General features: G+C 40.0%; 23 protein-coding genes and 1 riboswitch. Of the genes, 12 read left to right on the top strand and 11 right to left on the bottom strand.

Features of this window, described 5'->3' with window-relative positions:
• Positions 1-8: 8 nt before the first annotated feature.
• The 3 genes from PR725_RS08890 to PR725_RS08880 are packed head-to-tail and all read right to left on the bottom strand — an operon-like array spanning position 9 to position 2,032.
• On the bottom strand, positions 9-1,265 hold the full coding sequence (locus PR725_RS08890) for a PTS ascorbate transporter subunit IIC (RefSeq protein WP_036958647.1): 1,257 nt from the start codon (positions 1,263-1,265) through the stop codon (positions 9-11).
• An 11-nt stretch (positions 1,266-1,276) separates the two neighbouring features.
• Positions 1,277-1,564 carry a PTS sugar transporter subunit IIB gene (locus tag PR725_RS08885; protein ID WP_272517332.1) on the bottom strand — a complete coding sequence of 96 codons (288 nt, stop codon included), beginning with the start codon at positions 1,562-1,564 and terminating at the stop codon, positions 1,277-1,279.
• Positions 1,565-1,585: 21 nt separating this feature from the next.
• Positions 1,586-2,032: a PTS sugar transporter subunit IIA gene (locus PR725_RS08880; protein ID WP_109911223.1), complete on the bottom strand. Its 447-nt coding sequence runs from the start codon at positions 2,030-2,032 to the stop codon at positions 1,586-1,588.
• Between the two features lie 372 nt (positions 2,033-2,404).
• On the opposite strand from PR725_RS08880, the gene PR725_RS08875 reads away from it, so the two are divergent.
• Both PR725_RS08875 and PR725_RS08870 read left to right on the top strand, forming a co-directional pair.
• Complete coding sequence (locus PR725_RS08875; RefSeq protein WP_004910239.1) at positions 2,405-3,439, top strand: LacI family DNA-binding transcriptional regulator; 1,035 nt, start codon at positions 2,405-2,407, stop codon at positions 3,437-3,439.
• Positions 3,440-3,696: 257 nt separating this feature from the next.
• The gene (locus PR725_RS08870; RefSeq protein WP_272517333.1) at positions 3,697-4,590 is read left to right on the top strand and encodes an endonuclease/exonuclease/phosphatase family protein; all 894 of its coding nucleotides are present in this window, start codon (positions 3,697-3,699) and stop codon (positions 4,588-4,590) included.
• 71 nt (positions 4,591-4,661) lie between these two features.
• On the opposite strand, the gene PR725_RS08865 is transcribed toward PR725_RS08870, so the two are convergent.
• Positions 4,662-4,949 (bottom strand): hypothetical protein, encoded by a 288-nt coding sequence (locus tag PR725_RS08865; RefSeq protein WP_004910245.1) that lies wholly within the window; start codon positions 4,947-4,949, stop codon positions 4,662-4,664.
• A gap of 1,056 nt (positions 4,950-6,005) precedes the next feature.
• On the opposite strand from PR725_RS08865, the gene PR725_RS08860 reads away from it, so the two are divergent.
• Positions 6,006-6,395 (top strand): hypothetical protein, encoded by a 390-nt coding sequence (locus PR725_RS08860; RefSeq protein ID WP_004910246.1) that lies wholly within the window; start codon positions 6,006-6,008, stop codon positions 6,393-6,395.
• A gap of 123 nt (positions 6,396-6,518) precedes the next feature.
• Here PR725_RS08860 and PR725_RS08855 read toward each other — a convergent pair whose 3' ends face one another.
• Both PR725_RS08855 and PR725_RS08850 read right to left on the bottom strand, forming a co-directional pair.
• Positions 6,519-8,147, bottom strand: a complete 1,629-nt coding sequence (locus tag PR725_RS08855) for an FGGY-family carbohydrate kinase (RefSeq protein ID WP_123382041.1) — start codon at positions 8,145-8,147, stop codon at positions 6,519-6,521.
• Between the two features lie 44 nt (positions 8,148-8,191).
• Positions 8,192-8,920 (bottom strand): SDR family oxidoreductase, encoded by a 729-nt coding sequence (locus PR725_RS08850; RefSeq protein ID WP_004910250.1) that lies wholly within the window; start codon positions 8,918-8,920, stop codon positions 8,192-8,194.
• 234 nt (positions 8,921-9,154) lie between these two features.
• On the opposite strand from PR725_RS08850, the gene PR725_RS08845 reads away from it, so the two are divergent.
• The gene (locus PR725_RS08845; protein ID WP_115167407.1) at positions 9,155-10,189 is read left to right on the top strand and encodes a LacI family DNA-binding transcriptional regulator; all 1,035 of its coding nucleotides are present in this window, start codon (positions 9,155-9,157) and stop codon (positions 10,187-10,189) included.
• A gap of 51 nt (positions 10,190-10,240) precedes the next feature.
• Here the strand turns inward: PR725_RS08845 and fetB are convergent, their stop codons facing one another.
• Both fetB and fetA read right to left on the bottom strand, forming a co-directional pair.
• Entirely contained in the window at positions 10,241-11,017 is a 777-nt protein-coding gene (fetB, locus tag PR725_RS08840) for an iron efflux ABC transporter permease subunit FetB (protein ID WP_004910254.1), read from the bottom strand.
• 9 nt (positions 11,018-11,026) lie between these two features.
• Positions 11,027-11,680, bottom strand: coding sequence for an iron efflux ABC transporter ATP-binding subunit FetA (fetA, locus tag PR725_RS08835; protein ID WP_211888830.1), 654 nt, complete (start codon positions 11,678-11,680; stop codon positions 11,027-11,029).
• A 467-nt stretch (positions 11,681-12,147) separates the two neighbouring features.
• Between fetA and PR725_RS08830 the strand changes: the two genes are divergently transcribed.
• Complete coding sequence (locus tag PR725_RS08830; RefSeq protein WP_004910258.1) at positions 12,148-12,909, top strand: SDR family oxidoreductase; 762 nt, start codon at positions 12,148-12,150, stop codon at positions 12,907-12,909.
• A gap of 167 nt (positions 12,910-13,076) precedes the next feature.
• Here PR725_RS08830 and tkt read toward each other — a convergent pair whose 3' ends face one another.
• Together tkt and rpiB are read right to left on the bottom strand one after the other, a co-directional pair.
• Complete coding sequence (gene tkt / locus PR725_RS08825; RefSeq protein WP_211888829.1) at positions 13,077-15,086, bottom strand: transketolase; 2,010 nt, start codon at positions 15,084-15,086, stop codon at positions 13,077-13,079.
• A 36-nt stretch (positions 15,087-15,122) separates the two neighbouring features.
• A complete protein-coding gene (gene rpiB / locus PR725_RS08820) occupies positions 15,123-15,575 on the bottom strand; it encodes a ribose 5-phosphate isomerase B (protein ID WP_109911228.1) in 453 nt (150 codons plus the stop codon).
• Between the two features lie 323 nt (positions 15,576-15,898).
• Here rpiB and PR725_RS08815 point away from each other — a divergent pair, with 323 nt between their 5' ends.
• From PR725_RS08815 to crcB, 6 genes are all read left to right on the top strand, one after another.
• The gene (locus PR725_RS08815) at positions 15,899-17,011 is read left to right on the top strand and encodes an MDR/zinc-dependent alcohol dehydrogenase-like family protein (RefSeq protein ID WP_004910265.1); all 1,113 of its coding nucleotides are present in this window, start codon (positions 15,899-15,901) and stop codon (positions 17,009-17,011) included.
• Between the two features lie 129 nt (positions 17,012-17,140).
• Positions 17,141-18,412, top strand: coding sequence for an MFS transporter (locus tag PR725_RS08810; protein WP_109911229.1), 1,272 nt, complete (start codon positions 17,141-17,143; stop codon positions 18,410-18,412).
• Between the two features lie 11 nt (positions 18,413-18,423).
• Positions 18,424-19,425 carry a dihydroxyacetone kinase subunit DhaK gene (locus PR725_RS08805; protein WP_004910269.1) on the top strand — a complete coding sequence of 334 codons (1,002 nt, stop codon included), beginning with the start codon at positions 18,424-18,426 and terminating at the stop codon, positions 19,423-19,425.
• Positions 19,426-19,435: 10 nt separating this feature from the next.
• The gene (dhaL, locus tag PR725_RS08800; protein WP_272568558.1) at positions 19,436-20,089 is read left to right on the top strand and encodes a dihydroxyacetone kinase subunit DhaL; all 654 of its coding nucleotides are present in this window, start codon (positions 19,436-19,438) and stop codon (positions 20,087-20,089) included.
• Between the two features lie 159 nt (positions 20,090-20,248).
• Positions 20,249-21,211 (top strand): sugar-binding transcriptional regulator, encoded by a 963-nt coding sequence (locus PR725_RS08795; RefSeq protein ID WP_004910275.1) that lies wholly within the window; start codon positions 20,249-20,251, stop codon positions 21,209-21,211.
• A 164-nt stretch (positions 21,212-21,375) separates the two neighbouring features.
• A riboswitch (Fluoride riboswitch) is annotated at positions 21,376-21,446 on the top strand.
• A gap of 133 nt (positions 21,447-21,579) precedes the next feature.
• Positions 21,580-21,960: a fluoride efflux transporter CrcB gene (gene crcB, locus PR725_RS08790; protein WP_004910278.1), complete on the top strand. Its 381-nt coding sequence runs from the start codon at positions 21,580-21,582 to the stop codon at positions 21,958-21,960.
• 1 nt (position 21,961) lies between these two features.
• Here the strand turns inward: crcB and PR725_RS08785 are convergent, their stop codons facing one another.
• Positions 21,962-22,912 (bottom strand): sugar-binding transcriptional regulator, encoded by a 951-nt coding sequence (locus PR725_RS08785; RefSeq protein ID WP_004910281.1) that lies wholly within the window; start codon positions 22,910-22,912, stop codon positions 21,962-21,964.
• Positions 22,913-23,089: 177 nt separating this feature from the next.
• Here PR725_RS08785 and dalD point away from each other — a divergent pair, with 177 nt between their 5' ends.
• Positions 23,090-24,478, top strand: a complete 1,389-nt coding sequence (dalD, locus tag PR725_RS08780) for a D-arabinitol 4-dehydrogenase (protein WP_117162019.1) — start codon at positions 23,090-23,092, stop codon at positions 24,476-24,478.
• Position 24,479 lies beyond the last annotated feature (1 nt).

The raw sequence follows: 24,479 nt of genomic DNA, 5'->3' as shown, positions 1-24,479 counted from the left end.
GTCTTACCTTAGCGAACTATAATGCCTAATAAAATTCCGATTGCGCCAAAGTCAGCGTCACTGAATGTCGTATTAGCAATACCAATATCCCCAAGAACAGGTAATAGGAATACAGGTAGGAAGGTAATTAGTAATCCTTGAGCAAATGCACCCAAGATAGCCCCACGACGACCGCCTGTTGCATTACCAAAAACACCTGCAGCAGCACCCACGAAGAAATGCGGTACAACGCCTGGAATAATCACCGTCATATTTAATGCATACAGAACGAACATTCCCAAAACACCAGCAGCGAAACTACTTAAAAAACCGACTAACACCGCGTTTGGTGCATATGGGAAGACAACTGGGCAGTCTAAAGCCGGTTTTGCGTTAGGGACTAATTTGTCAGAGATACCTTTAAACGCAGGAACAATTTCTGCAATAACCATGCGCACACCTTGCAGAATAATATATACACCGGCAGCAAATGTAATGGATTGCATCAATGAGAACATGAACCAATTCTTGCCACCACTGACTTCGCGAACGAAATCACCGCCGGCAAATAAGCATGTAATGATAAAAATAATGAACATGGTGAAAGAGATAGCGACAGGAGTATCTCTTAAAAACAGCAAGCTTTTCGGGACATTCATATCTTCTGTTGAATGTTCTTTGTTACCGAACTTGCTACCAATGAACCCAGCTAAAACATAAGAAATCGTTGAGAAATGACCAATCGCAACGTCATCTGAACCCGTCACTTTTTTCATATAAGGGTGGGCAATTGCAGGGAAAAATACCATACAAAAGCCAACAATTAATGAACCAACAGTCACTAATAGGGTTCCTTCCATTCCTGCGGTAGCTAAGATAACCGCAATCATCATGGACATGAATAAAGTATGGTGCCCTGTAAGGAAAATAAATTTCCAGGGTGTTAAGCGAGCAATCAAGATATTGATTAGCATCGCAAAGAACATAATCATTGCCATTTCACGGCCGAAGCTTTTTTGTGCGATAGACACGATAGCTTCGTTATTTGGAACAACGCCGTTAATACCAAAGGCATGTTGGAAAATGGCTGAGAAATCGCCTAGCGAGCTGACGACTAAGCCTGCGCCAGCACCTAAGATCACAAAACCCATGATGGTTTTGATGGTGCCTTTAATACATTCAGTTACCGGTTTTTTCTGCGCGATCAAACCAATAAGTGCGATTAGGCCCACAAGAATGGCTGGCTCAGATAAAACATCCTGCATCAGAAAACGAAAAAATGACATAGTGCCTCCGCTTACATCGCACCAAGTTTTTGTAAAGCAACAGTCAGGCGCTCTTTCATTGCAACTTTATCAATCATATTTTCCAGAGCAACGATTTCACCAACAACTTGTTGAGCAACTAATTGTTCTGCAATATCGCTTGTACCAACAAAGATATCGCTTACGGTGCCTTTTGCGGAACCTAAATCCACATGGTCAACATCTGCACTGACTTGCAGATCTTTTAAAATATTCTTAATGCTCATTTCCATCATTAAGCTTGTGCCCAAGCCATTTCCACAAACAACAGTAATTTTCATAATATTTACCTTAATATCTAATTATTCATATTTAGCGATGATTTTAAGAATGTCATCTACGTTTTCTGATTGCATGATGCTGTCAATATCTTCTTGATTATCAAAAAGTTCAGCTAATTTTGCGATGGCGCCGATATGACTATTGCTATCGGTTGCTGCGAGTACAATTAATAATTTGATTGGGTCATTGCCCTCAGAACCAAATTCAACCCCTTGTTTAAGAACGGTTAAACCAAGGGATAATTGGTTCACGCCATCTTCAGGGCGTGCGTGAGGCATGGCAATTCCTGGACCTAATACATAATAAGGACCGATTTTTTCGTGCGATTGAATTATTGCATCAACATATCTCGGTTCAATGAGTTTATTATTAATTAATGGGTTACAGGCGATTTTTATCGCTTCTTGCCAATCACTGGCTCTGTCGACGACTTGAATGACGTTAGGGGTCAGTAATGTCGTTAGCATCGGGTTGCTCCTGGTAGAGTGAAATTATTATCTTTGTAATGGTTGAATGAATAGTAGTGTTCTATGGTAGCGCTATCTAGCTGAATCTTTCATTTTCGTGATAGCGCTATCATTTTAAGAAAATATAGCGAACAAAAACAAAATGAGTACACTTGTCGGCTGATTAACAAATTCAACCTGTGGTAAGTTAATCTGAGCTGGTGATTTTTAGTGTTTCTTTAGATTTCAGAGAACCATATTGGCTATTTTTAGCTCATTTAATCTAGAACACGAAAAAAGCAAAAAAAACACGCTTGATTCGAATGAAAATTGTCCATTGAAGATCAACAACCTTAGGGTTAATAATGAGTTTAGGCTAAGTAAAAGTATTACATGCAAAAAATACGAAAAAGAAAAAATACAGGGCGAGTCACGTTGCAGGATGTCGCAAAATTTGCAGGCGTTGGGTCCATGACGGTCTCTCGAGCTCTGCGTACACCTGAATTAGTATCCGACAAATTACGTGAAAAAATTAATGCTGCGGTTGAAGAACTTGGTTATATACCTAATTCTGCGGCAGGTATTTTGGCTTCTGGTCAAAGCCGTACTGTTGCTGTTTTAATTCCGTCTCTGCGTGATAATGCCAGTTCAGTTTTTCTGCAATCTTTACAAGAAGCGCTGAACAAAAATAATTATCAAGTTGTTATTGGTAGCCATGATTACCAGCAAAAAAAAGAGTCTGAAGTTTTATCGACACTATTACAGAGTAACCCCGCGGCATTGATTATTTTTGGGGCAATAAATTCAGAAAGTGTGTCTAATTATCTAAAGAATTTAGATATTCCAGTTGTCAGTGTTGCAGGGGAGTCGAACCATCCAGTCACGTTGAATATCAAGAGTAACGTTGGTGATGCGGTTAATTTTTTAACTAACTATATGTTACAAAAAGGGTATAAGAAGATAGGCTATATTGGCGCTCAAATGGACAGTAAAATGCAAAGCCAACAATTAAGTGGCTGGAACCGAGCGATGCTGACGTATAACCAAAGTGCAGATCAAAGTATTACAACGCCGTATGTTGCAACGATGGATTTTGGTCGTCAGGCAATTAGTGAGATGTTAACTCGCCAACCTGAGCTTGAAGCTGTGATTTGCAGCCATGAAATGATTGCGCTTGGCGTCATTTTTGAGTGCCAGAGACGTTTAATTCAGATACCTAAAATGTTAGCGATCGCTTGTGTTGAAGGTTCTTCAAATTGTGATCACATTCATCCATCACTGACTTCTGTGCGGATTGATTACAGTAAAATGGCTCGAGAAACAGCGAAAAGGCTACAAAAATGGCTTGCCGATGTCGATTGTGATTTTGTTGAACGTAAAGAAGGGGTTGTTTTCCCCTATAAATTTGAAGCAAGACAAAGTGCATAAAATTTAATTTATTGTTATTAATCACGTTTTATTGAATATCTTGCTTGTCCTTAGTGAATAATAGTGCGGTAACTCACTATTTTGTATAAACAATGGTGGTTTTTTTTTCTCTCGAAATAAGATTGTCGACTTGGTCACTACATCTTTTTTATTCTCTGTTAATGTATGAAAACTGCAAGTTAATGAATTCAGCTTAGCTAGAATTTTATTCAACACTTGCACTATTTTGTCATATTAGATATTCACAGGGGAAAACAATGAAATTACTAAAAACAGTTATTTCCACTATAATTTTAGTTTCTTGCGGTGCGATGGCATCGATGACGGGTTCTGAAGTTTTAAAAGTACAGGATGGAGGAACGTCGAATAAAGCTTACACTTCAAACAAACCGACAATTAAAGTTGCAACCTATAACATTGGTAAAAATGAGTTGGCATCAGATGTCAGTAATCTCGATGGATTGAATAAGGCGATTGCGAAAATAGATGCTGATGTGATTGTTTTAACAGAAATTGATAATAAAACAGCCCGCAGTAAAAAAGTTCACCAGTTAGAAGAAATAGCGAAAGCCAATAAGATGGATTTTGCTTTTGGTAAGGCATTGGATTTTGATGGTGGAGAATATGGTGTAGGAATTTTATCAAAATATAAAATCGATAAATCTAAAGTAGTTAATTTACCTTCGGGTGATGCTGAACAACGTGTTGTATTAATATCCCAGATATCAAAACCAGGTTTTGATGCGCCAATTATAGTGATGGGAACGCACCTTGATTGGCAGAAAGATCCAACCATTCGCATTGGACAGGTTCGCCATATTTTAGATGCAAGTATTGGGGATACGGATACGGGATTTGATAATATTGCGGCATCAATAAAAATATTAGCAGGGGATTTTAATTCAACAGCGAATGAACAGCCTATCCAAGAAATTCGTTATATGTGGAACCCAGTTGAATTTAAAGGTATTGATTACCGTAGCTGGCCAGCGGTAAACCCAGCGATAGATATTGACCATATTTTTACATTTAAAGGCCAAGTTTGGGATGTGAAAAATATGGAAATCCCAACAGATAGCAAAGAGTTTCAATGGTCAAGTGTTAGCGACCACCTACCTATAATTGCTGAATTAGAGCTACAAGAGCAATAGAAGTTTAACAGAAAAATTATCGATAAAAGGCCTCATTTAGTTTGTAGGCCTTTTCAACTGTAAATGCTAACTTAATTGGCTAGCAATTTTTTCCTTTCAATATACCGTTTTTCGGCTACTTCCAAATAAGACTCAACTGTTGAGTATATTTGCTGACTCTGTTCGGCTAATTGTTGCGATGCATCTAATGTTGCATCTGTCTGCTGCTTAAATACGGTAAGAAAATCTTGAATGCTATCGAAATGGCCTGCGACGTTAGCATAGTAAAATTGGTATACATAAGACTCCTGAGAGTGGCTTAGCTCTGTGTTGTTTTTGATGTTATTAGTTGCAAGTAATAGTAATTGAATATTTGTCATGGTTTACCCTTTTCTTTGGAAAACAATGCTACATGAGATAAAAAAAATATTTTGTCAAATTTGGCCGGATAATTTTATGTATTGGCTAAAAGAAGCAATTTTTACTAGGAATATTCTGTAATTTAGGTTGGTGGTATATATCAAAAATTGGATAAAAGAAGATATATCGAGAAGTTTAATAGTAAATTACTATATGGATATTGTTAAATATTCTTATGCATTTTGAGGTTGACTATTGATGTTAACTGTTTGGTATCATAACATTAACATTTCATTAATTAACTCTTTGTTTGTTTTTATCTTATTAATCAATTTGTTGTGCGTTATTGCGCTTAAGGTGGAAGCGATAACTCGGCTAATTTAGTTTGAAAAAAGAGATTAATGAACAATAGGTTAAAAATTAAGATGGCAAATGGCATGAATTAATGTATTTTTTATATCAAGTTGAATTTTAAATATTTTTTGTTTTTTAATGGTGAGATCTAGCAAGGATGGCTTATTTGAAAATAACGAATATATTATAATTTAATTTTAATTTACGCTTATATTGAGTTTAAATACTCACAAAGTGAGTTAATTAACATTTAGACATGGCTATTATTAAATTGAATTGTTTTATTACATATTTGGGTTTATTTTTGTTAAGCTATGATGAACAATTAAGGCTTATTATTATTTCTGTGTTTTGGTAAATGAAACTTCTCTAGTTAAAAAAATACAAATTGAAACAGTTAATGTTTCAAGTACTATTTATATTCTTAGTTTAATACTGGTATACTTACTCATGTGATGTGTAAAATAAAGTATAAATACGAACAGACTTTATAAATTTAATTGTGTTTATTTGCTCTGTTGGTGATGGTTATCGGAGATAGTAATTAGAAAAAACAAGCTATCTAATAAGGTATTCTTATATAGATAAGGCTGGATATTATTAAAATAATTATTATTTACTTACAATTGGCTAATGATAACTACTTAAGTGTATTTTTGGGCGGGGTGATTAGGTCATCCAGGTCAATTGGCTTGTTATTGAATAAATGAGAGCTTAAGAATATGAATATTATAAAGTTGCTCACAATTTTATTGTTAACTGGGGGCTCTTTTATTTTAGGGGTGACATTGAACTATTCCCCTACACCTGATCTTGTGAAAATGGCAAAAAGTAGTGTTGAAGACTATTTATCTTTCCCTGAATCCGCTTCATTTAAAAATGTGAAATATAATTTTATTCGCCAAACTGCGGATAAGGGTGATTTAGGCTACGTTTGTGGTGAAGTGTTTCGGGTTAAGAATGCAAGATTAGAAGGGTATAAAAAATTCATTGTGAAAGCCTATAGTGATAAACAAGGGAAGGTATCCTTGTCAATTCCTATGGTTGAGGGAGATTACGATTTAATGCCAAAAGAAATGGTTGATTCGTTATGGGCAAGATATTGTTTTTAAAACTGAGTGATAGCGTATGCCTTTTATTAAATTAAACGCAATAGGTAATACGAATCCTAAATAAAGAAAGCCGTAAGCCGGCTTTCTTTAGTATAAATATGACTCAACGTCATATTAGCGTGATTAGCCTTTTAATTCTCTAGCACATTGCTGTAAATGCAAGAAAGAGGTAAATCTTGTATCGTGGCGTGCTTTATAAGCTTCATTGGCTTGGTAGGTGAGGTCAATTGCACTAAATTGGTCCATGGCTTGTGCAACATCGTCACAGACTTTTCCTGCAACTGCACCGAGGATAGCTGAACCGAGTAAAACAGGCTCACTGGCTTGTGTTGAAATCACAGGGACACCGCACGCATCCGCAAGTAATTGGCGGATCAACGGGTGTTGGCCAGCACCTCCACTGACGACAATATTTTCAATAACTGCACCGGATTTTGCTTGTGCTTCAATGATTTGTCGTAACCCATAGCCAATGCCACACACACCAGCAACATAGAAAGAAAGTAAATTTTCCATGCTGTTATCCATGGTTAAGCCAGCAATGACGGCTCTGGCATGAGGGTCAGCAAAAGGTGCTCGATTTCCTAAAAACTCAGGGACAACATGTATTTTTTCAGCTAGCTCAACAGACTGCGATGGTGACGATGCTTTTTCTAATACTAAATCCGCTAACATAACAGGCAAGGGTTTACCTTGTTCTTTTGCAGTGAGTTTTGCTTGTGCTGAAGCGGGGTGCAAGGAAAGTAACTGGTCAATTGCAGCACCTGCCGCACTTTGGCCACCTTCATTTAGCCACATACCTGGCACCATTGCACTGAAATAAGGCCCCCATACACCGGGTATAAATACGGGTTCTTTGGTGGTCGTCATCGTGCATGAAGATGTACCAAATACGTAGGCCATATTAGCGGTTGCATCGCCATTAACACCAACGGTACCAATACCGCCAGCATGAGCATCTATCATACCTGCGGCGACAGGAGTTCCTGCTAGTAAGCCCATTTGCTGAGCTGCGGTTTCCGTCAAGCCTTCACCACAAGGCGTTCCTGGCTCGACAATAAGCTGCCCAATACGCGCGAAATTTTCATCTGCGAGTTCAGATAACCCAATTTGTTGAAAGTAATCTGCATCCCAGCGCTTTTCATGGGCTAGATATGTCCACTTACAGGTTACCGTACAGGTTGAACGAGCCAAAGAATTAGTCGATTTCCAAGTTAAAAAATCGGCTAAATCAAAAAATTGCCATGCATTATCATAGGATTGACGTAAATTTTCTTTTAGCCATAAAATCTTAGGCGTTTCCATTTCAGGCGAAATTTTACCGCCAACATAGTTTAAAACCGGATGTTTTAATTGATTAATACGTTCAGCTTGCTCTGTCGCGCGGTGATCCATCCACACAATAATATTGCGCTCAGGGTCATTCGATGGGCTAACTGTAATTGGTTGTGTATCTGTTCCGATGACAACTAGTGAACAGGTTGCATCAAAACCAATACCAGTCACTTGTTGTGGTTTTGCTTTTGATGATGCCATTGCGTGTTTGACACAATAACAAACCGCTTCCCAAATTTCGTTACTTGATTGCTCCGCGAAATTGGCGTTGTCACGAAATAGTGTAATATCATGTTTGGCAGACGCTAACATATTGCCAGACATATCAAAGACACCTGCGCGTGCACTACCTGTGCCAACATCGATACCAATAACGACTTTATCGTTATCTTTTAATGGTGCATGTGAATTATTCATTTTCCCTCCAAGGTGCTAACTGCAATGAATTGCGAGATGACAAGTTAGAGATCAACACTGTTAGGCACAATAACAAGGTCACGAATAGTGACATTACGTGGGCGAGTTAACATAAATAATACCGCTTCAGCCACTTCAATTGGTTGCATTAAGCTACCATTTGCTAAGGCTTCTTCCATTTTTTCTTTTGGCCAATCATCAAGTAAGGCAGTAACCACAGGGCCGGGTAATACCGCACCAACACGCACACCATGCTCAGAGACTTGACGGCGTGTTGAATGGACGAAGGCTTGAACAGCAAATTTTGATGCGGTGTAAATCGGTTCCCAAATCACAGGAACAACACCTGCAATTGAACTGGTGAATAACACATCGCCTGATTTTTGAGCAATAAAATGAGGTAATACCGCGCGAACACAACGGAAAGCTGCATTAATATTTAAATTTAAAACTTTATCCCATACATCAGGGTCACCTTCAGCAACGGGGCCGCCAATATAGGCACCAGCGTTAGCATGGAAAATGTCTAAACCGCCTGCTTTTTGTAAAATGGCATCTAACATTCCATCAACTTGTTCCGGTTTCATTAAATCGATAACTAATGGAATTGCATTTTCACCTAATTCTTCAACAAGTTGGTTTAATCGCTCTTCTGCGCGGTCAATTAGAACGACTTTTGCACCTGCTTTGATCAGTGTGCGTGCACATTCAAGCCCAATACCTGAGGCAGCTCCGGTAATTGCTGCGACTTTGTTTTCAATAGAAATGGCCATAATTTACTCCAATCGGATATTTTAGCGAAATGTAAGAATGAAAAGCGCCTGAAATTAATGAAACAGCAATGAGTCACGGGGATGGATAGGTGGCTACATGCGATGGGTTGATAGTATTTATTTTGCAGTATATCAACTCATGCATCATCAATTTCAATATTGCTCAATCGATGTAGCAGTATTGCGACTTTTCGACTTTGGTGTCAAGCTAGTAAAAAATGGAGATGAGAATCTGTGACAAAGATCAGACAAAATAAGAAAACAACGATCTATGACCTTGCCGAATTAGCAGGGGTTTCAGCGAGTGCAGTGAGTGCAATACTCAATGGTAATTGGCAAAAAAGGCGAATTAGTGCACAACTTGCTGAAAAAGTGATCCGCATCGCCGAAGAACAAAATTATGCAGTCAATAAGCAAGCCAGCTTATTGCGCAGTAATAAATCCAAAATAATCGGTATGTTAGTTCCGAAGTATGACAACCGCTATTTTGGTTCTATTGTCGAACATTTTGAGGAAATGGCGCGTGAAAGAGGGTTATTTCCTATCATTACCTGCACGCGGCGTGACCCTGAATTAGAAATAGAAGCCGCACGTGCAATGATTTCTTATCAGGTTGATTGGTTGGTTTCAACAGGGGCAACCAATCCGGATAAAATCACTGAAATTTGCCAAGCTTCCGGTGTCTCAACCTTGAATTTAGACTTACCAGGCTTGTTGGCGCCTTCTGTTATTTCAGACAACTATCTTGGTGCAAAAAATTTAACACAACGTATTTTAAGCAAAAATAAATCTCAGACATCAACACATGAAGCTTTAATTTTTATTGGTGGTCGTGAACATGACCACAATACACGAGAACGTATTCGTGGGTTTATTGATGCACATAATGAAAAAGGTATCACAGTTCCACAAGAAAATATCTTGGCCTGCGGTTATGCTCCCGAAAAAGCGGAAAAAGCACTTTCACGATTTTTTGAACAGAATAATGAAGATCCACAGAAAATAGTGAAATGTGGTTTATTTATTAATTCAACTATTTCATTAGAAGGGGTTATTGATTGGTTAGGTAAAAAAGGCTATATCGGTTCGCGTCAACCTCATTTAGGCTGTTTTGACTGGGACCCTTTTGTTGCACTATTAGGTAATGACATCGAAATGGTTAAACAGGATGTGCCAACGATGCTAAATCATATTTTTAAGTTGATAGATAATGAAAATAGCAAAGCACAGTTAATTGAAGTATTACCTGTGGGCGTGGTTAAAGAGTGATGTTAAGTAAGTGCCGCTTATCGTTGATGATAAATAAGCGGCGGAAGGTTATTATTTATTCAGTGTGGTAACCAATAATTGATGGCGTTGGTTATAGAATTTTGTATAAGTCATATACCCAGCCAGTATGGTTGAAAGGCTTGCGGTACCTAACAGCATAAAAGTCACCATAATCTGGTATTTAACTGCTTGTAACGGGTCAACTCCAGCAAAAATCAGGCCAGACATCATACCCGGTAAGCTGACAATTCCTACTGTTTTGGCTGAATCCACCGTTGGGATTAATGATGCTCGGATACTGTCGCGAATAATAGCAGCAGAAGCAATTTTTGGGGTTGCCCCTAAACTTAACATTTCTTGAATTTGTTGTTGTTGGCTTGAAAACCGTTGGCCGAGGTTATTAAAGCATAATCCTACTGCAATCATGGCATTACCTGCAATCATTCCAGTGATAGGAATTACCTGCATGGGTGTAAATGCGATGGCGTTAGTTAATATTAAGATTAACAATGTAAGAAATGTACCAGAGGTAATGGCAATTAATGCGGTAACATAAATTTTATCAATATATTTGCTTCTTTTCTTAGCGTTCCAGGCGGCATTGACGCAAATAAACATCACCAAGGCAATCGTGAGCAATTCGTGATCAACATTAAAAATATATTTTAGAATGTAGCCAGCGATCAATAGTTGAATAATCGCTCGGCAAGTACTCCAGATAATATCTTTTTCAAGGGACAGTTTTTCTTTATGACTAATAAAAATAGCCACAAGGACTAACAGGATAGAAAAGGTTAATGATTCATTGGAAATAGTTGGTTGATGCACAGTGATATCCTATGATTCGTTGTGATGAACAGGAAGGGTAATAACTTCATTGGTATGAGCGATTTCATCTTGATCATGGGTTACCCATAACACGCCTATTTTTTTGTCACTCGTTAAATGATGGATAAATTCATTCACTATAATTTTGTTTTCTTCATCTAGGGCACTGGTGATTTCATCTAACAGTAAGACTTGTGGAAGAAATTGTAAGTTTCTAATAAGAGAAATACGCTGTTTTTCTCCACCGGAGAGTTCGTTGATCCCTTTATCTAAAATAGATTCATGCAGAGAAAATTGATGCAAATCACTGATGACTTTCTCTTTATTAAGCGGCAATTTTCGAATTTGATAGGGAAAAACGAGGTTGTCATACACGGTTTGTCCAAATAAGGTGGGCGTTTGAGTGCAGTATGAAACTTGCTGCCGATAAGTTTCTGGTGAGATGGTATTGATATCTTTCCCTTGAAACTGAATAGTTCCTTGAGTTGGTGAAATTAACGAGGCGATTATTTTTAATAAAGTACTTTTACCGCAGCCAGAAGGTCCTGTAATCAGTTTGAAGTCACTTGCCTGTAAGTTAATCTGCACATTATCAAGAATTGTTTTTTCCTCAATGCTATACCCAATGTTATTAAGTTGTAGTAGTAAGTTACTTTCTTCCATATTATCAATAACCTATAAATTAAATGTGCAGTATTTAGTGTGAATGATATTCATTTCAATATCTTACTCAATAACCCAGTGCTGATATTGTTTAATATCAATTTAGATATAACTAATATTATGCGCCAATTAACCAAAAATTTATAGGGGAATGAAAAAATGTATTTTTACGGAGCAGTTACAACATAGAGGGGTTTTTAGAAGATTTTTACAGTTAAAGATAAAGTACAAATATTCATTTAGATTATTATTTTGAACATATGCCCATTCGGAATTTAGTGAGGTATTTAATTTGAGAGATATCTCTTTTTTTTACATGAATAATATAGAACTTAATCGGCAATAATATTATATTAATAATACCAAGTAATTTAATCTTCGTTTAATATTTTGCTGTCTCTCTAAGACAGCACTATATTTATTTCATCTATATATTCAATATCACATCATGATGTTAAGGAATTAAAATGAAAAAATTTAGTGGCTATAACACCAACTTTTCACTTGATGGTAAGGTCGCTTTAATTACCGGGGGAGCAGCAGGTATTGGGTTGGCGATTGCTCAACTGTATGTTGAAAAAGGGGCTAAAGTTGCCCTAATCGATAAGTCAGATAACGTAATAACGACTGCAGAGAAATTAGGCAATTCAATTGGTATTCAATGTGATATCACAAATTCTACGGCGGTTTCTCAGATGGTAGAACATGTCATTGAGCATTATGGTCGGCTAGATATTGTCGTCAATAGTGCTGGAATTGTAGCACTGGCTCCCGCTGAAAATTTAAGTGAATCCGATTGGGACTTAACCATGAACGTGAACTTAAAAGGGACTTTTTTGGTTTGCCAAGCTGCGGGTAATGTTATGATTAATAATGGAAAAGGAAAAATTATTAATATGGCATCTCAAGCGGGGGTGATTGCCTTAGACCAGCATGCGGCCTATTGTGCGAGTAAAGCGGCAATTATTGGTTTAACCCAAGTATTAGCACTGGAGTGGAGCCCGAAAGGCATACAAACTAACGCCATTTCACCAACCATTGTCATGACAGAATTAGGTAAAAAAGCGTGGGAAGGTGAAAAAGGAGATGAAATGAAAGGAAAAATCCCTGCAAGACGCTTTGCCGAACCTTCTGAAATTGCGGCATGTGCACTATTTTTGGCCAGCGATGCATCCGATATGATTACAGGTCATAATTTAGTGATTGATGGTGGCTACAGCATCCAATAATGATATTAAATCAATAATAAAAAAAGCGAGTATAATTAGATATTCGCTTTTTTATTGTTTCATGATTATTATTTAAATAAAAAATAAGCCAAATAACATAGGTATTATTTGGCTTGTAATAGGAAATTACAAAGTAGGATAACAGATATTAATTATTGCTATATCAATTAATCATTAGGTTTTAATAATGAAAGCGACATAGTAATAAGCTTTTCTACGGTGAAACCGAAATGTTTAAATAATTGGTCCGCAGGAGCCGACTCACCAAAGCTATTCATACCCATAACTAACCCATCAATTCCTACGTATTTACGCCAGTAATCACTAATACTGGCTTCTATCGCAATGCGATAGCGAACGTGATTGGGTAAAACACGCTGCTGGTATTCTAAGGGTTGTTGGTCGAAGGTATCTGTTGATGGCATCGAAATGACATTCACATTAAAACCTTGTTCTGTCAGTTGTTTCCATGCTTCAACCGCTAACGTGACTTCAGAGCCTGTCGCAATTAATAGTAATTCAGGGGCTTCACTATTACTGCGTAAAATATATCCGCCTCGAGCGATATTGGTGAGCTGTTCGGGAGTGCGCGAATACTGTATTAGGTTTTGACGGGATAACACAAGTGCTGTTGGGTTCTGTTGATGAATGATAGCCTGCTTCCAAGCCACGGCGGTTTCTACTTGGCAACAAGGGCGCCATACTGACAAATTAGGTGTTGCACGTAGTGACACAAGTTGCTCAACAGGTTGATGTGTTGGGCCATCTTCACCTAAGCCAATTGAATCATGGGTATAAATAAGCACTTGCGGTAATTTCATTAATGAGGCCATTCTCACGGCATTTTGTGCATATTCCGAGAACATCAAAAAGGTTGCCGTGTAAGGGCGGAAACCGCCGTGTAATGCAATCCCATTTGCGATGGCGGTCATACCGAATTCTCTGACACCATAATGAATATAGTTGCCAGCAGGTTGTTTATTAATCGGCAGTGAACCAGACCAATAGGTAAGGTTGCTTGGGGCTAAGTCTGCGGAACCCCCGATTAACTCAGGTAAAATAGGGCCAATAATATTTAAGGTATTTTGTGATGCTTTACGTGTAGCTATCGTTGCAGGGTTATCATTTAATTTTTGAATAAAATTATCAATGATATCTGTAAATTTTTCAGGGAGTTGATTAGATAATCGTTGAGTTAGCTGCTCAGCGAGTTCTGGGTATTGTTTTGTGTATTCTCGTAATGCTTGTTCCCAACGTAATTGTTGCTCAGCACCACGTTCTAGGGCATTCCAAGGTTCATATATGTCATCAGGGATCACAAAAGGAGGGTACTCCCAACCCAGTTGTTGGCGAGTCAGAGCTATTTCATCTTGTCCGAGTGGCGCGCCATGAGAATCCGCTGTACCTGCTTTATTAGGAGAACCATAACCAATTGTGGTTCTACAGATAATGAGTGTTGGTTTCGTAGTTTGTTGGTGAGCTTGTTCAATGGCCGCTTTGATTGCGGGTCTAGAATGGCCATCGACTTGGCGAATAACATGCCAACCATAGGCTTCAAAACGCTTTGCTGTATTATCAGTAAACCAACCTTGCGTGTTACCATCAATAGAAATGCGGTTATCATCATAAAATGCAATGAGCTTATTGAGTTTTAACGTTCCCGCTAATGAGCACACTTCATGGGAAATCCCTTCCATTAAACAGCCATCACCTAAAAATGTGTAGGTATAGTGGTCGACAACGGGGAAACCAGAGCGATTAAATGTAGCTGCTAGGGTTTTTTCTGCGATTGCCATACCAACCGCATTGGCGATGCCTTGCCCCAGCGGGCCTGTCGTGGTTTCAACACCGGGGGTATAGCCTAATTCGGGGTGACCCGGTGTTTTGGAATGGAGTTGTCGGAATTGTTTTAAATCATCAATGGATAACTCATAGCCTGTTAAATGAAGCAAGCTATAGAGCAGCATTGAGGCATGGCCGTTTGATAATACAAAGCGGTCACGGTTAGGCCAATGCGGGTCCGCGGGGTTGTGCTGTAAATAATCTCGCCAAAGAACTTCAGCAATATCAGCCATTCCCATTGGGGCTCCGGGGTGGCCTGAATTAGCTTGTTGTACGGCATCTATTGAAAGAAATCGAATGGCATTGGCTAATTTATTTTGTGGTTGAGTGGACATTACAAAGCTCCCAAAGTAAAAGCGCCTAAAGTAAAACTAACGTTCCCCATTTTCATACTCACTGATTCGAGCCACTTTTGGTGCCGAACGTCCTCCTTCATAATGGGAAGCCAGCCATGTATCAATAATGCTTTTTGCTAATTCAGGGCCAATTACTCGTGCACCAAAGGTAATAATTTGTGCGTCATTACTTTTTTGAGCTCGTTCAGCGGAGTATGTGTCATGGCACAGTGCTGCACGAATTCCCGTGACTTTATTGGCAACAATGGACATACCAATTCCGGTACCACAAATTAAAATACCGCGCTGGTGCTTGCCTTGTACGATCGCAGTGGCAACCGCATGGGCAACATCAGGGTACATTTCGTCTGCAACCCCAGTGTTTAAACAGTAATCAGTCACTTCAATGTTTAGTTCTGCTAAGTGAGCTTTAATCAAATCTTTCATTTCAAATGCAGCGTCATCCGCGCCAATAGCAATAGATAGCATGATAGAGATCCTTATTGTTGAACAAAAGTTCATAAACCAATCAAATGTACTATTTAGAAAATAGGATCTCATGAACAAATAATCAATAGTTGAACATATGTTTTTATTTTTATGATGATGAATTCTGTGATCTACAGCTTTAAATTTAATTTTTTTTGCAAAAAAGGTAAAAAACAGTCGTTTTAAGGCGATTTTATGAGAATTTTTGCACTGAATCACACTTTGACACTCTCACTATGGGCAAGGATGAAGAAAAGAAGGTATGGTTAATTTGTATCTTCATTGAACTTATGTTCATTTTACAAACCGCCGAGGATAGAACTATGTGTGAACACTGTGATTCAAAAGCAACGATGAGCGCAGGCATTCCAGAAAAAATGAAAGCCGTGGTTGCTTATGCACCAAAAGACTACCGTTTAGAAACTGTCGATGTCCCTAAAATTAGTGAAGAAGAAATTTTGGTTCGCGTAGAGGCTTGTGGCATCTGTGCGGGTGATGTGAAAGCTTTTGAGGGTGCCCCTAGTTTTTGGGGAGATGCAGAACAGCCCGCTTATATCAAGGCGCCAATGATCCCTGGGCACGAATTTATTGGCCATGTCGTAGGCTTTGGGTCAAAAGTGGAAGGTTTTGCATTAGGTGATCGTGTTATTTCTGAACAAATCGTACCTTGTTGGGAATGCCGTTTCTGTAAACGCGGCGAATACTGGATGTGTGAAAAACATGACTTGTATGGCTTCCAAAACAATGTAAATGGCGGTATGGCGCAATATATGAAATTCACCAAAGAAGCCATCAACTACCATGTGCCTGTCGAGATGCCAATTGAAGACGCTATTTTGATTGAACCTTACGCCTGTTCTTTACATGCCGTGCAGCGTGCCAATGTCAAATTGGGGGATGTCGTTGTGCTTTCTGGCGCAGGAACATTAGGCCTAGGCATGATTGGGGCAATTAAAAAATCCGGTGCTGGTAAGTTAGTCGTTCTGGATTTATTTGATAAACGCCTTGAATTAGCGAAAGAATTTGGTGCTGATATCGTATTAAACCCGAAACGTGATGATGTCGACAAAATTGTCAAAGAGATGACTGAAGGTTATGGCTGTGACATTTACATTGAAGCAACGGGGGCGCCTAAATCGGTTGAGCAAGGCCTGAAGATGATCCGTAAGTTGGGTACTTTTGTCGAGTTTTCTGTATTTAAAGACCCAGTGACAGTGGACTGGAGCATTATCAGTGACCGTAAAGAACTGGATTTATTAGGTTCTCATCTTGGCCCATATTGTTATCCACTAGTGATTGAAGGTATTGGTAATGGTGATTTCCCAACCAAAGGCGTGGTGACGGATATTTTACCTTTAGATAAGTTTGCGGAAGGTTTTTCAATGATGGCGAAAGGCGACCCGCACATTAAAGTGGTTCTCGACCCGAACCTGTAGAGCTGTCGTGGGTTGAAAAAAAGACGAAATTAAAAATATAACGATAAAAATTGGACCTGAATAAATGTCACCCTACCAAGGCTTGTTATTCAGGTCCTAACCCAGCGAATAAGCACTGAGGTCAACAATATGATAATCAATAAACTGTCTAAAGTAACGGGGTTTTCACCAAAGTTACTACTTGGCTATTTTGGCGTCCTGATCTTTATGATGGGGGAAGGCCTAGAACAAGGCTGGCTGTCACCTTTTATAATTAGCCGTGGAATGAGTATTGAAGAATCTTCATTACTATTTAGTGTGTATGGTTTTTTTGCTGCTGTGGCCGCGTGGTTATCCGGCGTATTAGCTGAAATTTATACCGCTCGTCGTGTGATGATTTTTGGTTTTGTGATGTTTGTGATTGGCTCGGTTATTTTCTTATCTGTTGGCTTACCGAGTAACAGCCTGTCTATCATGATCCCGACCTATGCACTGCGTGGTTTTGGTTATCCCATGTTTGCCTACGGCTTCTTAGTTTGGGTAGCCTATGAGGCACCAATTAAAAAATTGGGCTCTGCTGTCGGGATCTTCTGGTTCGTTTATAGCGGCGGGCTGGGTGTTTTAGGGGTGATGTATTCGAGTTATGCGCTGCCAGTGTTAGGTGAAATGGCAACGTTATGGAGTGGACTGATTTTTGTCACTATCGGGGCATTTATTGCTATTGCACTTAACCGCAACAAAGCGGGAGATACACCAGAGGCACCGAAAGAAAAAGTATCGCTCAGCTATGTATTCAAAGGGATCACTATTGCGTTTGAGAACCCAAAAATTGGTTTAGGTGGCATTGTTCGTACCATTAATACCTCGGCAGCATATGGTTTTGTGATCTTTATGCCAATGTTTCTTGCTGACTTTGGTTTTTCCCGCACAGAGTGGTTACATATCTACGCAGCACTTTGGACAGTGAACATTGCTTTTAATCTGATCTTTGGTGTTGTCAGTGACCGCATCGGTTGGCGCAATATTGTAATTTGGTTTGGTTGTGTCGGCTGTATGCTTTGTACCTTAATGTTTTACTACGTGCCTTATTATTTTGGGCACAGTTATACCCTGATGATGATAGCCGCTGGCTTATTTGGTGCGTGCCTCGCAGGATACGTACCACTTTCAGCCATCATGCCGAGTTTAGCGCCTGAAAATAAAGGTGCTGCCATGTCAGTCCTTAATTTAGGCGCCGGTTTAAGTACGTTTGTCGGGCCTGCACTTGTTGGGCTCTTTATTAGTAGCGTAGGTGCGTTTGGCGTGATTTGGATTTTCTCGGGGCTCTATTTATTTAGTGCGATATTGATGAAATTTATTACTGTGCCGGAAGAATTACTTGAACAGTCGGCAAAGATGCAGCTAACACCAGAAAATAAGTAAAAGAGGGAATTATGAACAGAATCATTAATGAACCTGATCTTGTTGTTGAAGATGCAATTCAAGGCTATTTGAAAGCGCACCCTGAATATTTTGCACAAACAGATAACGCGCGGGTTCTAAAATACCCAAAAGCACCAATACAAGGGAAAGTGGGCATTGTCACTGGTGGTGGTTCAGGTCATGAACCTGCGTTTTTAGGCTACGTAGGTGAAAATATGCTAGATGCGGTGGCGATTGGCGAAATTTTCTCCTCGCCAACGGCTGGGGCATTTTTAGATGCGTTCAAAGCCGCAGACAGTGGGGCGGGCGTTGCTTGCTTATATGGTAATTACGCGGGCGATAACATGAACGTTAAGATGGCGATGAAAAAAGCCGAAAAAGCGGGTATGCAAGTCAAAACCGTGGTCGCTACCGATGACGTCGCTTCAGCACCTGCCAGTGAAAAAGAAAAGCGTCGCGGCGTTGCGGGTGAAATTCTTATGTGGAAAGTGGGTTCTGCCGCAGCAAGTAAAGGCTATGATTTAGACGGTGTGATTAATGCGGCACAAAAAGCGATTAATAACTGCCACTCTATTGGTGTTGGGCTAACGTCTTGTACCATACCTGCGGTGGGTCATCCCAATTTTCATATTGAAGATGGGATGATGGAGCTCGGTATTGGTCATCATGGTGAACCAGGCATTGAAATTATGCCAATTCAATCCGCAGCGCAAATGGCAAAAACTATGTTAACGCCAATTTTAGATGATATGCAGGCAAAGCAAGGTGATGAAGTTGTCGTATTAGTTTCAGGGTTAGGTGCCACTCCCGTGATGGAGCTGTACATCTACTATGCAGAGGTTGAAAAACAACTCAGTGAGAAAGGTGTGCGTATTGTTCGTAACTATGTTGGTAACTACTTTACCTCATTAGAAATGATGGGGGTAACACTGACATTAATGAAAGTGGATGATGAATTGAAAACGTTGATGGATGTTCCTGCGTATTCATTGGGTTTAACACAGGTCAAATAAGGAGACAACTATGCAAGTTATTTCAATGGGCAACGGTAAGGAAATTACCCTTGATTTAGTGAACATTATTGTTTCTAACCGTGAATATCTAAGCGAAATTGATGGTGCAATAGGGGATGGAGACCATGGCATCAATATGGCGAAAGGCTTCAACTTATGTGCGAAAGCAATTGCAGACCGTGAATTATCACTCAGTGAAGGGTTTGAAGAAATTTCTGATGCATTGATGGAAGGCATTGGTGGTTCAATGGGGCCACTTTATGGCAGCTTCTTTATGGGGATGTCAGACAGCATTTCAGGGAAAAATGCGTTATCACAACAAGACTTCCTCGCTATGTTAAAAAATGGGTTATCTGAACTGCAAGATATCAGTAGCGCGACAGTGGGGGACAAGTGCTTAATGGATACATTGATCCCCGCAGTTAATGCTTTTGAAGAGGCAACAAAAGCAGGAAAAAACTTTAAACAAGCGCTTGATGCGATGCAGGCCGCCGCCGTTGCAGGCCGTGATTCCACGGTAGATTTAGTGGCTAAAATTGGCCGTGCAAGCCGCCTTGGTGAGCGTTCAAGGGGCGTGTTAGATGCAGGCGCGACTTCTTGTTGTTTATTATTATGTCAATTAGCGCAAAGTGTTGAAAAACAAAGCACATTAACCAATGCATAATTGTTTTATATAACTCTTTTCGTGGATATATAGACAAAAACTATTGCTATATATCCACTCTCTTTTATAACTCACTTATTAATTGCCACTAGAAACGCTATACTAAAACCTTATCATCCTTGTTGCGATTAACACCAATAAAGAGGAAACCACTATCTTATGGATAGATCACAAACATCTTCCGAAATCGAGCTACTGACTGAAATTGCGATAGCTTATTATCGTGATGAAATTACTCAGGAAGAGATCGCCAATAAGTTTGGTATATCGCGAATTAAGGTAGGGCGCTTACTTAAGCGAGCAAAAGAAGAAGGGATTGTTGAGATCAATGTTCGCTATCACCCTATTTTTAGCACTCAGCTAGAGCAACAGCTACTTTCTCGCTTCCCGATTTCCCGTGCGTTAATTGCCCTCGACCATCCCGATGAAGAAGAACAACGCTACCAAGTTGGCACATTAGTCGCTAATTATTTATCAACAACATTACGAGACAACATGATAGTCACGGTCGGCCAAGGCCGCAATGTTGCGGTAGTGGCTGATAGCGGTGGGGCAGTTCCTGAAAAAGATTGCCGTTTTATTTGCGGAATTGGCGGAACCCACCGGCCGGGAGATTCCATCAATGCGGACCATATCAGCCGCCGCTTAGCGAAGAAATTTGGTGGAACCAGTGAAACTTTATATGCGCCTGCTTATGTTGAAAATAATGAATTAAAACAATCATTTATGAAAAACGGCACGATTAAGGAAACGCTCGATCGCGCCCGTAAAGCGGATATAGCCCTAATTGGTATTGGCGATATGAATGAAGACAGCTATATGGTCAAACTAGGTTGGTTTACACCGCGTGAAATTGTTGATGCGAGTTTAAATCAAGGGGTAATTGGCGATATTGCCGGTTATGATTTTTTTAATGCGCAAGGGCAGCATGTTGATACAGTGATGAATGACAGAGTGATTGGCCTAAGCATAGACGAACTCAAGAAAATCCCTTGTGTAATAGCGATTGCTTCCGAATCCTCTAAGGCTATGGCCATTATGGGGGCACTGCGTACGGGAGCGATTGATATTATCGCAACGAGTGCGAGTAATGTGCGGACGATTTTGAAGATGTCCCAATAGCTCGTCATACTTCAAGCTGTCGCGTTGTTGACTACGCTCATTCGCATTAGTCACATACTTGTGTATGCTCCTAACGACTCATTCACTTGTGTAATTAGAATCATTCATGCCATCTATTATAAAATGGGTTTACATAACCTAATGAGTTACCTTATTATTTTAAAATATATATGGGAGATGGCATTCCTCCTTTTTACAAAACCGCCCGTAGAGGGCTAATGATGCCTACGTTAACCTATTGATTAGATAGGGTACGTAGGTATTATGTGCCCTAATTTAGGGCATAAATGATCTATACTCGTCATACTTCGAGTATAACTGGGAGACTTTCCTTTCATTTATCCCGCCAAACATTAAAGGAAGTTTCTATGTATGCCTCATTATTTGCAATAGCGATTGGTTCAGTGCTTGGCGGATGGCTAAGATGGTTTGTTAGCTTAAGACTCAATCACCTTTACCCAAACATTCCACTAGGCACTGTCGCGGTCAATTTGCTTGGTGGCTTTGTCATTGGCTTTGCCATTTCGTATTTTGCCAATGCAAATATTAGTCCTGCCTATAAATTATTCATTGTGACGGGCTTCTGTGGTGCATTTACCACCTTTTCGACCTTTTCACTCGAAGTGCTGGTGCTAATCCAAGAAGGTAAATTGGGCTTCGCCATTAGTACCATCGCCATCCACGTAATTGGGGCGTTGATTTTTACCTTACTCGGTATGCTGTGCCATAACTGGCTGACACAGGGATAATTTATTTATTTGCTAATAATTGATGTGCAGTGGCTTCATCGGTCACTAAGCCTGTTACCCAACTGCCATTCATAACAGCTTGAATTGCTTTTGTTTTGTGCGCGCCACCCGCAAATGCGATCACAGGCTTATTCGGGGAGGGGAACAGTGGTACACTGGTGTGAGTGTCATCCAAAGTTGTAGAAAGTCGCTCGCCATTAGCTTGGATAAAATGCCCCAATAACTCCGCGGCTACCCCTTTTTCTAATAGCATTTCCAATTGTTCATCTGTGACAAAACCTTCGGAATTGAGTGGACAGCCTTTGCCGACTTCACCAATACCAATAAAGGTAATATCTGCATTCAGGGCTTTTTCCGTGACTTCCTTATACACGCGATGTTGGCACCACATTGCTTTATCTTCTGGGCTATCGGCGTACAGTGGCGCAGGTAGAATATAGTGTCGGCATTGTAATTTTTCTGCAAAACGTAATGGAATATCATAGCGTGTTGCTGAGCTATCACGGGCAATAGCGCCTATTAATGAAACACATTGGTGCTGGGAGGTTTCTAGGTAAGGAAGGGCATCAATAATACTGCGTAATGTTCTACCTGAACCAATACCAATAATTTGAGGCTTATCGGGGTCGATTAATTGTTCCATGAGCTCAGCACCGGCCACTGAAATCATATCGAGCGTCGCTTCTGTATCAAGTTGCCCTGACGGGACAACAAAGCAATGTGTTAGGTGATACTTTTGCTGGATTTCATTAGCGAGTCTTAAACACTCCGTAATAGGGTGCGTGATTTGCACCTGAACCATACCTTGTTCTTTTGCTAGAGAAATAAGGCGTTGGGCGACTTGTCTCGATAGCCCAAGTTCATGTGCAATTTCCTGTTGTGTTTTGCCTGCCACAAAATATAGCCATGCCGCACGTGCAGCCTGTTCCATTTTTTTTAATTCTTTCTGCATGGACATTCTCCTGCTGGTTTCGCTTATTGTAATTCTGGGCAATTGTTTATTAAAAGGGCAAAAGTCAATACTGTGAGCATTATCGCAGTAATTGTGATCAGATTGAAACTAAAATATAACAAACGGGCATATGCCCAAAAAAATAGCAATTATTTAATTTTAGGTTAAGGAGTCACAATGCTAAAGCAGAAATCAGTGTGGATGCACATCGGTGCTGGGTCATTTCATCGTGCTCACCAAGCGTGGTATTTGCACCGTTTGATTCAACAAGGGGATGATAGTTGGTCAATTGCCTTAGGGAATATTCGCAATGATGCGAATGCATTGCTTGATAACTTAACCAAGCAAAATGGGGAATATACCCTTGAAACAGTCTCACCTGAAGGTGAGCGTCATTATGAAAAAATTACTTCAGTGCGCAAAGTATTACATTGGGATGAGAATTTAAGCCAATTAGTGGAACAAGGCTGTGATAAAGCAACACGTGTTATTGCTTTCACGGTCACGGAGGCGGGCTATTATTTAACCCCACAGCATGAATTAGATGCAGAACAGCCAGACATTAAAGCCGATTTAACGGGCAGAATGAGCACAATATACGGTGCATTAACACAAATTTTACGCGCACGTTTAGCGGCTCATGGTGAACCTGTCACTTTGTTAAACTGTGATAATTTGCGCCACAATGGCGAACGGTTTAGACACGGCTTTTTATCGTTTCTACAATTAAAAGGTGAAACTGAGCTATACCAATGGGTGAAAGAAAATACGCGTTCGCCGAACACTATGGTTGATAGGATCACGCCTCGCCCAACACCAGATGTTGCTGAGCGTGTTAAACAGCAAACGGGTTGGGATGATAAAGCACCTATCATGGGAGAAGCATTCATTCAGTGGGTGATTGAAGATGACTTTATTAATGGACGTCCTGCATTAGAAAATGTCGATGTAGAAATGGTTGAGTCCGTTTTACCGTGGGAAGAAGCGAAAATTCGTATTCTGAATGCAAGCCACAGTTGCATTGCTTGGGCAGGAACCTTAATCGGTTTGAGCTTTATTGATGAAAGCACCCGCCAATCTGCTATCAAACAAATGGCATGGAATTATGTGACGCAGGATGTGATCCCGTCATTGTCACCAAGCCCCCTTGATTTAGAACAATACCGTGATGTAGTACTCGCGCGCTTTAGTAACCCGTATATTCAGGATACTAATCAACGTGTTGCTGCCGATGGTTTATCAAAAATTCCGGGTTTTATCACGCCAACTTTACAAGAATGCTATCAGCGCCAGCAGACTCCGGCGGCGACGGCTGTACTACCCGCTTTATTTTTCGTGTTTTTACAGCGTTGGGCTCGTGGTGAATTACCTTATGAGTATCAGGATGGTGTGCTGGATGTCGAGCTATATCAAAAAATGATGAATAGCAGTGATGCATTGTCGCAATTTGTCTCCAGTGAAATGCTATTCGGTTCACTTGCTCATGCTACCGAATTCCACGAATTGATGAGCAACACCGTTGAAAAAGTTGAAAATTGGCTCAAGTCACCTCAACAACCTCTGTAAG

Source organism: Providencia sp. PROV255 (genome assembly GCF_028478065.1).
Classification (GTDB): Bacteria; Pseudomonadota; Gammaproteobacteria; order Enterobacterales; family Enterobacteriaceae; genus Providencia; species Providencia rettgeri.
This window is presented reverse-complemented; position numbering and strand designations above follow the sequence as displayed.